The following is a 3,174-nucleotide window of genomic DNA, read 5'->3' on the forward strand; positions in this document are numbered from 1 at the left end:
TCACTAAGATACCAAAAGTCGCTTCTGTAGGTGATGTGACAGCGCCATATTGAGCCGCTTCGGCAGAGTTTCCTAATTGCATGAACACATTATCCACTTCACTCCTATCTTGAATCGTTTCTTCGAGTTCAATCGCTTTTTCTTTTACTTTATCAAAGGGCTGATCATTTGGATAAGTTAACGTCACGGAGGCATAGTCAGCTGAAGAATTATCAATTGCTCCTTTTGGCATAGCAAAATATGTACCAATTGAACCGACAAACAACAGCAATGCAACAATCAAGACCATCCATTTATGGTTTAATGACCAAGTAACCAACTTAGTAAAACGCTTAGCTGGTCGATGTTTTGGCAACTTCGCTTTCTTCAGTAATCCTGCACTCATTAACGGAACAACAGTTAATGCTACAATTAAAGAAGCTAGCAAAGAATAAGTGACCGTTAAAGCAAAAGGCAGTAGAAATTCTTGAAGCCCTCCGTTCAATAAAGCTACTGGCAAGAAGACGGCTACAGTAGTAAGTGTTGAAGCTGTTATCGCCACTCCTACTTCTTTTGTTGCATCCATCACCAATTGGATTGAAATCTTCTCTTGTTGCATTTTCCGGAAAATATTTTCAATAACAACAATACTATCGTCCACCAAGCGACCAATCGCAACAGCGACACCGCCTAGCGTCAATATATTTAACGTCACTCCCGACAATGATAGCAAAAATAACGTGAAGCCAAGAGATAAAGGTATGGATACGATTGTAATAAATGTAGACCGTACATTTCGTAAAAAGACCATAATCACAATAGTGGCGAATAGTGCACCAAGTAGCACTTCTTTAACCATCGTCTGAACAGAAGTCTCCACCATATCAGCTGTAGATAAATAGATAGTTGATTTCTGGTCAGGATACTTTTCATTAATTTCTTTTGATACTTTTTCAACTTCTTTACTGATTGTGACAGCATTTGATTGGCTGTCCTTAATAATGCTTATATCAATGCTTTCTTTTCCGTTAAAACGACTAATGAGGTTACCATTCTTCGCTTCGTCAACTTTTGCTATCTCTCCTAGCGTGACCTTTGAAGTGACCTTTAGCGCTTTTAATTTTTCAATACTCGTTAAATCACCGATAACCTTAATATTACTTGTCTTCCCATCAATCACCTTCTCGCCAACGGCTAGAGCTGTATTCTGACCGTTAAGGACGCTCATTACATCTTGAATGGAGACTTTCTTTTTAGCCAATTGTTTATTATCCACTTTAACTGAAAGAACAGATTGGGAAACTCCAAATGTCTGTACATCTGAAACTCCTTTAATATCTTTATATAGAGGCTCTAATTCTTTCTTAGCAAAGTCTAGATTTTCAGCTGTTAATCCGTCCTTAAAAGTCACAGCTATAAATGAAATAGGAATCATTGAGGTATTAAGCTGTGTAACAGTAGGCTTTGCAATATTTTGAGGCAATGTTACATTGTCTAAAGCCTCTTGAACATCAAGTTTTGCTTGTTTCATATCAGATCCCGATTCAAAGAATAGATCTACTTTTGAAAATCCATCTCCAGTGGTGGAGTATACTGAACTCTTTCCTTTTACTCCTGTAACAACCCTTTCTATCGGATCTGTAACTTGCGTTTCCATCGTTTTCGAATCAGTGCCCTGCCCCATTGTGACAATCGTAACTTGTGGATTATCAGCAGATGGTAAAAATTCCATCGGCAGTTTAAAATAACTAACAACTCCTATCAACAAAATAAAAATGGTTACTAATGAAACAGCTGCCTTGTTCTTAAACGACCACTTAGTAAAAAACTCCATGTAAATTTCACCCCAGATTGTATATTTTAGAAAATAATACCATTTTAAATAATACCATATATTACTAATGTAAGTGAGTAAAAATTTTAGTTTTGAAATAAAATATATTTTTAATTAATGCTCCCTTAATAAACGAACAAAGTAAAGAGCGTGTTTTGAAAAATGATTGTTCAAAACCTGCTCTTATAATATTTAATCCAATTATTCTTTAATAAAAAAGATTGATAATTTTCGTGTTCCTTATTTAATTACGCTACCCGTTAACTGAATAAGAATTGTCTCAAAAACTACTTTTTTCCCAATGTTCTTTAGCTTCGTTCAAATGAATTAATACTTCATTTGCCACCTATCGTATACATCCAATATTCATTATTTACTTAAATGTATCTAAACCAGTGCCCAATATTATTTATTTATCCCATCAACGAACATACCCCATTGAATTTGCATTAGCTAACTGATGAAAACCAAGTTCTTACCCAATTCGGGCCAACGGTACCAATAGGAGCAGTTATCCAAGTACTTTGTCGCGATTCTTTGAAAACTCCCCACCCATGTTTCAAACAGTGGTGAAAGGTATTAACATGCTGTAGGTGGAAAATCCCCTTTTTTACAGGGGAACATTAGCATAAACAGCCCTCACAAATGAGAAGTTTTTATCATTATTTTATACAAATGAACTCTTACTTTTTATTTGAACCATTTTATTTCCATTGCATACATTATCAAAGATAAAAGCCCAATGTGTTTTGGTTATCAGGAGGAAATTATATGAGAAGAAATTTAAAGAAATACGGGCAAACTCTACAATTGGTGGGAGGAAATTTAGTTTATATCTCTAATATGGTACATCCTACTTATATTGATGGAATAATTTCTGATTATGACCAGTACTGTATAGATTTAAAAAATGCGATTAGTGTAGGACAGTGTAGTGTCCAATCTCTAGAGACTATTGTTCCCCCATATCTTTTGGATGGGGAACATGGATTATTAATAAAATCATTCAAGGAAATTTTAGATTGTTTGAATAATTTATTATGGAGAATTGATAATGAAACCCTAACAGAATTGAATGAAGACGATATACAAAATGCAATTTCCAAATTAAAAGACATTGAACTAGAGCTAAATGTGGCAACATTGAGCTTATTTAAAAAAATAAAGTAATAGCCAAGAAGGTGAGAAGTTTTGAACCAGTGGAAACCCGAAGAAGATCATATTTTAAATTCCTTACCTACTAATATTGGAGATAAGATTGATTTATTTGGTTCATTGATTGTTAACATAGGAAACATTCTTACTGTTCTTGGGATTGCAGTAGAAGCTCAAGGGAGTTAGAAAACCCCGATACATCAGGA

General features: G+C 34.7%; 3 protein-coding genes and 1 pseudogene. 2 read left to right on the plus strand and 2 right to left on the minus strand.

The window, feature by feature from the left end; genetic code table 11:
• Together AC1DUW_RS24275 and AC1DUW_RS24280 are read right to left on the minus strand one after the other, a co-directional pair.
• Positions 1-1,813 (minus strand): efflux RND transporter permease subunit (locus AC1DUW_RS24275; protein WP_477643667.1); only part of this gene is annotated, 1,813 nt, incomplete at its 3' end.
• Positions 1,814-2,275: 462 nt separating this feature from the next.
• Positions 2,276-2,427: pseudogene (locus tag AC1DUW_RS24280) on the minus strand (IS1595 family transposase); the annotation flags it as partial.
• 157 nt (positions 2,428-2,584) lie between these two features.
• On the opposite strand from AC1DUW_RS24280, the gene AC1DUW_RS24285 reads away from it, so the two are divergent.
• The gene (locus AC1DUW_RS24285; RefSeq protein WP_053345478.1) at positions 2,585-2,983 is read left to right on the plus strand and encodes a hypothetical protein; all 399 of its coding nucleotides are present in this window, start codon (positions 2,585-2,587) and stop codon (positions 2,981-2,983) included.
• A 21-nt stretch (positions 2,984-3,004) separates the two neighbouring features.
• Positions 3,005-3,154 carry a hypothetical protein gene (locus AC1DUW_RS24290; protein ID WP_477643668.1) on the plus strand — a complete coding sequence of 50 codons (150 nt, stop codon included), beginning with the start codon at positions 3,005-3,007 and terminating at the stop codon, positions 3,152-3,154.
• Positions 3,155-3,174 lie beyond the last annotated feature (20 nt).

The organism is Peribacillus sp. P4_C12 (assembly GCF_056402095.1).

Bases quoted from the DNA above. Each gene is read 5' to 3' on its own strand.
- AC1DUW_RS24285 (WP_053345478.1), top strand. From the start codon at position 2,585: ATGAGAAGAAATTTAAAGAAATACGGGCAAACTCTACAATTGGTGGGA.